The 5,995-nt window shown below is 35.9% G+C and carries 8 protein-coding genes and 1 pseudogene; all 9 read left to right on the top strand.

The window, feature by feature from the left end; translation table 11 throughout:
- Window positions 1–96 precede the first annotated feature (96 nt).
- The 9 genes and pseudogenes from VIO64_RS16040 to VIO64_RS16000 all read left to right on the top strand — a co-directional run bounded on the left by VIO64_RS16040 (window position 97) and on the right by VIO64_RS16000 (window position 5,482).
- Window positions 97–237, top strand: coding sequence for a hypothetical protein (locus VIO64_RS16040; RefSeq protein WP_331920046.1), 141 nt, complete (start codon window positions 97–99; stop codon window positions 235–237).
- A 257-nt stretch (window positions 238–494) separates the two neighbouring features.
- Complete coding sequence (locus VIO64_RS16035; protein WP_331920044.1) at window positions 495–665, top strand: SymE family type I addiction module toxin; 171 nt, start codon at window positions 495–497, stop codon at window positions 663–665.
- Between the two features lie 191 nt (window positions 666–856).
- Complete coding sequence (locus VIO64_RS16030) at window positions 857–1,201, top strand: DUF2493 domain-containing protein (RefSeq protein WP_331920042.1); 345 nt, start codon at window positions 857–859, stop codon at window positions 1,199–1,201.
- 335 nt (window positions 1,202–1,536) lie between these two features.
- The gene (locus VIO64_RS16025) at window positions 1,537–2,754 is read left to right on the top strand and encodes an IS110 family transposase (RefSeq protein WP_331920041.1); all 1,218 of its coding nucleotides are present in this window, start codon (window positions 1,537–1,539) and stop codon (window positions 2,752–2,754) included.
- Window positions 2,755–2,847: 93 nt separating this feature from the next.
- Window positions 2,848–3,111 carry a M domain protein gene (locus VIO64_RS16020; protein WP_331920039.1) on the top strand — a complete coding sequence of 88 codons (264 nt, stop codon included), beginning with the start codon at window positions 2,848–2,850 and terminating at the stop codon, window positions 3,109–3,111.
- An 81-nt stretch (window positions 3,112–3,192) separates the two neighbouring features.
- Window positions 3,193–3,372 (top strand): annotated as a pseudogene (locus VIO64_RS23135) (RHS repeat-associated core domain-containing protein); the annotation flags it as partial.
- A gap of 1,201 nt (window positions 3,373–4,573) precedes the next feature.
- The gene (locus VIO64_RS16010) at window positions 4,574–4,927 is read left to right on the top strand and encodes a hypothetical protein (protein WP_331920037.1); all 354 of its coding nucleotides are present in this window, start codon (window positions 4,574–4,576) and stop codon (window positions 4,925–4,927) included.
- A 217-nt stretch (window positions 4,928–5,144) separates the two neighbouring features.
- Window positions 5,145–5,348 (top strand): DUF3795 domain-containing protein, encoded by a 204-nt coding sequence (locus VIO64_RS16005; RefSeq protein WP_331920035.1) that lies wholly within the window; start codon window positions 5,145–5,147, stop codon window positions 5,346–5,348.
- Window positions 5,349–5,359: 11 nt separating this feature from the next.
- Entirely contained in the window at window positions 5,360–5,482 is a 123-nt protein-coding gene (locus VIO64_RS16000; RefSeq protein ID WP_331920033.1) for a hypothetical protein, read from the top strand.
- Window positions 5,483–5,995 lie beyond the last annotated feature (513 nt).

Below are 5,995 nucleotides of genomic sequence, written 5' to 3'. Positions count from 1 at the left end.
TTTTAAGAAGCTTTCGAAGACTCTTATAAGAGACAACAAGCGATAAAAAATATTTTAAATTATATTTTTTATCGCTTTAGGATTGGCAAAAAGACATTGAGTTGTCTTTTTGGCAATCCGTATGTGACATTTCTGGTGCTTACAGGGGGCTTTGTAAGAGCCTGTGAGAATGACAGAAGGACTGCAAAGAATCCTTCGGAGTTCTCTTGCAGTGGGCTTATAAGCGACATCAAGTGAAAATCTCAAACATATCTTTTTGAGATTTTCACTTGAGATATGAGGGAAAGTACTGGTAACAGTCCTTTCCCTCATATCGGATGAAGCCTACAGAGTCTCTAAAGAGCTTTCTTTGGAGCAAAGCATTTTTTCTTATCTTTTTTTGTCAAAGTCCCATTGACATAGGTATGATATAGCGGTAGCATTTGCCCCGGCTTATGCAGAGGTATTTTCCTCCGTAGGCTTGTGAGTAGTATTTTGTGGAGGTGTATTTTTTTATGGTAGCTTTATCGTCTGTCAGGAGTCATTGGCTTGATGATTCGCCTGCTATTGTGGTATCCGCTGAGTGGCTCACCACTTATGGTTTTGAGGTCGGGTCTAGGGTAGTTATTGATGTGTCGCAGGGTATTATTACCATTCGTCCTGTAGATTGTGAGGATGATACATGAGGGATTTTGAGAGGTTTTTTACATAGGGCTGCCAGGCATTACGGCAGCTCTGTCCGTCATTTCAGGTTGTCTTTCTACATACTGTATATTTTCAAGAAGCGTTGATATAGCTGTGTTTATAGCTTCCGGCTTTAGTGCAAAGGCTTGTATTTTTTACAGGCTTTTTCAGTAAAACTGGAAGGAGGTTTTATATGAGGGTCTTGATAGCTGGAAGCCGTTTTTATTGCGATTACCAGAAGATTTTAGCTGTTGTCAAAAGCTTGGATATTGATTTAGTTATTGCCGGAGGGTGTAGGGGTGCTGATACTCTGGCTGTTCGTGCTGCTCGTCAGTGCGGCATCAGGTACATTGAGTATCCTGCAGACTGGCAGAGGTTTGACAAAAGTGCCGGACCTATCAGGAATGCCCTGATGCTAAAGATGGAAAAGCCTGATTTGGTACTTATTTTCCATAATGACTTGGGAAGTAGCAAAGGAAGTCGTGATATGCTTTCCAGAGCTATCAAGGCAGGCATACCATACAGGGTTTATTCCTGATTTTAATTATAATTTTACTGCCAATCAAGGTGTATGCAAAAGCTACACCTGATATTAACCCTTCCGTCAAGGAATGAAAAAGGCTGTCATGCTCCTTGTAATCTTATACTACGGCTATCATGCCAGCATTCCGATATGCCGGAAGGGTTAACATTAAAGCCCTTACAGAAGTTACTTTTATTGAAGGTGGTTTCTGTAAGCGTTTTAATACCTTTTAAAAGCCGGGCTTAATGCTCATTGCGACGCTTTTGTAAAAAAGTGTATCGCTGCAATTAGGAATGCTTCAAAGGTTTTGTACCTTGAAAATATCAATATTTATAATGGAGGGTTTTATCATGATTCACCCAAGGATGAAAAATCTTTACGTGGGAGTGGATTTACACCGTCGCACCCATACCGCCGTGCTCATAAACTGCTTTAAGGAAAAGCTATTTGAGATTACTTTTTTAAACAAGCCTTCAGAGTTTGAAACTACGTTGAAGGAAATAAAAAAGCATGTTCCAAGGGGAAAAAGCCTTGTATGGGGACTAGAGGACATATCAAACTATGGCAAATCCTTGACTTCCTACCTTATCAACAAAAAGCAGACTGTAAAATATGTAAATCCCAACCTTACCTACTCAGACAGAAACAGTCAGGCAATACTGCATAAAACCGATTTAGAGGATGCCTTTTCAGTTGCCAAAGTCACAGTTGATAATTTCGACAGCCTGCCCGATGCAACTATAAAGGATAATTACTGGATATTATCCCAATTGGTATCCAGAAGAAGGTCCCTTGTCAAGTCTTCCGTTACCCTCAAAAATCAGATACACAACCATATATCACAGCATTATCCAAGCTATAAAAAATTCTGGTCGGTATTCGACTCAACAAGTGCCTTGGAGTTCTGGCAAACGTATCCGTCACCGCAAAAGCTTCAAAATGTAGGTGCAGAAGAATTGGGAAGCTTCCTTTGGAAACACAGCAGAGGCTATTATTCATTTGACAAGGCTGCCCAGATACTAAAATGTGTTGCAGATGATGGCAATACAACAACGGAATACCAGTCTACAAGGGATTTTATTGTCTCTACTTCTGTAATTCAACTTAAGCAAAATATGCAGTCCATCAAGGAAATAGAGGAAGAATTAAAAGATATTCTTCCAAGTTTCGGCTACAAGCTTGAAACCATGAAAGGCATTAACACCGTCATGGCTGCCGAATTTATTGCAGAAATCAACGATATAAACCGCTTTGCAACTGCGGATAAGCTGGCAAAATATGCAGGACTATCACCTGTTGTATATGCATCAGGTCAAACAGATAAACACTTTAGTAACAGGCGTGGAGATAGAAAGCTGCATGAGCTGTTCTTCAAACTTGCTGTAACCGTATCAAATGAATGTGGACATGCAAAAAAGCCAGTAAACCCAATCTTTAGAGAATATTACAAGAAAAAGATATCCCAAGGTAAAACGACCAAGCAAGCCCTAAAGGCTGTAATGCGTAGACTTTGCAATATAATCTTCTGGATGATGAAAAACAAATCAGAATATATCCAGCCTAAATAGGCTATAAATATTATATGGAATAAACCTCTTTAAAAGAAACTTCTTAAATGATATAATCAGAATGAAAATTGAAGTTATCGAAAGGAAATAAGTATGACAAACGAGGAATTTCAAAAACTTGTTTTGCAAAAGCTTTCAAATATAGAGGAAAGACAAAACAATATGGAAACAAGTCTCTCTAACTTAGAAAAACGACAAGATGAGATATATCAAGTGGTTAAGGCAATAGAACATTCCAATCAAGTTGGAAAAGCTGAAATTGACAGACATGAGTTCAGAATATCAAAAGTGGAAGGTAAATTCAAAAAGGTATCAAAAATATTGGATGAAGATATAGATGCAGCAGCAAACCTTTAAAATATATACATAATTGAACATTGATAAAATAATGGCACTTGAAAAAGTGTCATTTTAATATATATAAAAAGTTATGCTATTAAGGAGCATGATAAAGAAACAGGCTTGTATTACTTGAATGCAAGGATGTATGATCCAAAGATTGCACGATTCCTGCAGGAGGATACGTATACAGGGGAGCAGGATGATCCCTTAAGTTTGAATCTTTATACATATTGTAGTAATGAACCGTTGATGTATACTGACCCAACTGGACATTGGCAGGAAGGCGATGAGAACCTTACATGGGAAGCTCAATGGTCGATAGAGTCCTTAACTCTGCAATATAAAGAAGCTAAAACACCAGAAGAAAAAGCTAGAATTGCAAAAGAGGCTAGCGAAATAAGAAACAACCCTGAGAATAAAGCAGTTAAACCAAGTAATGATTCAACAAGTAATTCTTCGAGTGTTACAATTAAACCGAGTTATACAGAACCATATAAACCACCAGTAACACAAGTTGAAACACCTATAGTACCTCAAAACGTTTTAGATTTAGGGCGTGGTCCAATAAATAACGAAACAGCGATAAAAATAGTAACTGAGCAAAATAATACAACAACAACTACAACAACAACGCCTGTAAGTACTAATACAACGCCATCAATTAGTAATACATCAAATGATAAAAAGGACTCGAATGATGTTGAAGGAAAAGAACATACACAAATTGGTAGCAATAATATTGCAAGCCCATACTATGCACAAATCTATAAGGAAAGGCAAGCTGCAAGTAAGGAGGATGCAAGAAAATGGATGTTTTATTCATATAATAATATACTCTTGGATAATTTTATGAATGAATACTATACTGGAGAGGTCACTTTAACCATACTTGTAGATCAACCTGTTCCAGGCAGTCTAAATCCTTTGGGAGGCGACGGTTTTGGACATGCATTTATAAGATTAGAGTATTATGAAGGTTCGAGTCGTATTATCAAATATATAGGGTTTTACCCATCTGCGGGAACTTCCGATGGCGAACGTTTTTTTGGGGTAGAAGGATTTTTAAGAGATGATAATAATCATCGATGGAATATTGGAAAGATTTATAAGATTTCATATGAATCAGCTAAAAAAATTGTTAATGAAGTAATACCTCAATATGAAAATGGGCGAACATGGTCAGCACTGGGTACTAATTGTATTGATTTTGCTCAAGATAGTCTCAAAGTAGCTACTGGTAAAATATTACCTGGAGAAGCTCCATCTACTTTTGGCGAAAACATTAGGGTTGATTTAGATTATGATAGCAAAAAAGATAAATATCATAAAAGCTATATTTATCTTGAGCTAAATGGCAAGGAATCATATGAAAAAAGTAAAGATTCAATAATTAAAGTTGTTGATGAATACTATAATAAAAAGTAATCAATTAATTAATAATTAAATGCTTAATTTAATTGATGATATAGGAGGTTCTATGAAGCTAGCAAAAAAAATAACTTTAAGTATAGTCATAACAATTGTTATTAGTTTTATTTGTCTATTAATTTTAAAATACTACTCTTATAATGTAAAGGAAAGATTAACCGTTTTTCCTCTTAAAACTATATCCTTACAAATTCCAGAGTATGAAGATTTTGATTATTTAAAGGTAGCCAAAAATATGTATGGCAATGATTTTTATATGCTATTTGGTAAAGAACGAAGTAAATTAATAGAATATATGAAAAAAAACAATTTAGTAATTAAACCAGGAACATATGATATTCAGGAATCTGACAGGTTTGAAAAAGTGATAAAAATTTTGAAGTTTGAAAAAAAGAAAGATTGAAATGTTGGATTATCATAGAAGGTAACATCACATTATTTCTTTTTGGGAAGTAAATTCAAAATTTACCATAAAACAGTAGCAATAGGTAACAACAACACGCCTCATGCAGATGTGCGTATTGAGTCAACCCAGCTTGGTTAAAATTCATAAAGCCCCTTCCGCATAGAACATATGTTTGGTATAATGGTCATGATAAAACTGGAAAAGGGGTATCATAATGGCAAAAAATATTGCGTGTTGTGGTTTGGATTGTGAAGAGTGTCTGGCTTATAAAGCTACTGTAAGTGACAGTGATGAATCAAGAAAGCAGACGGCCGATCAATGGAGTAAAATGTTTAATGCAAACATTGAGCCTAAGCTATTAATTGCTTGGGATGCAAGTCAGAAGTACTCTTTAGTCACTGCAATGTTTGCGAGATAAGGAAATGCTCCTTGGATAAGGGACTTGATAATTGCGGTAAATGCAGTGAGTTCAGTTGTGAAAAGGTTGAGGGTGTATTGCAGCATGCCCCGGAAGCACGGGTTAATCTGGAAAGGATTAAAAATTCCCAATAGTATTATAGAAATACTTATAGGAAAGGAAGAGAGTACGATTACAGCTTTATCGTATTCTCTTCCTTTCTTGGCTCTATCAGTAAGCGTCAATTACATCATCACATAGTATAACAAGTACAAAACTTGTTGATTTATAATTAAAACTGGGTGTAGATTGTCAAGTAAAATTGGGTTCTTCCGCAATTTTGGGTACTAATATATTGAATACTGCTCTTAACAATGATATACTATGAGCAACTCATTAGTGTTGCAAAAAATTTTCAACAAAAAGTCAATGGAAATTCATTACTGGTATAGCTTGCGCCCATAAGAAAATAATGGATAGTGCAAGTGAAAAAGAGAGTGACCTCTTAAGGCTGAACACTATAAAATTTAAAAACTTAATACGATTAATCTACTTTATACAACTGCAGAACTGCTTCAAATTCTTGTTTCCAATTAAACCGTTTTCGCCCGCATTCTGGAGGAGGCTTCTTAGGAGCCAAGTCCTGTTGCAGTTGTGAAAAAGAGTTC

It is taken from the genome of Pseudobacteroides sp., assembly GCF_036567765.1.
Taxonomy (GTDB): Bacteria; Bacillota; Clostridia; order Acetivibrionales; family DSM-2933; genus Pseudobacteroides.
The sequence above is the reverse complement of the archived record's forward strand: the minus strand, read 5'-3'. Positions and strand labels throughout refer to the sequence as shown.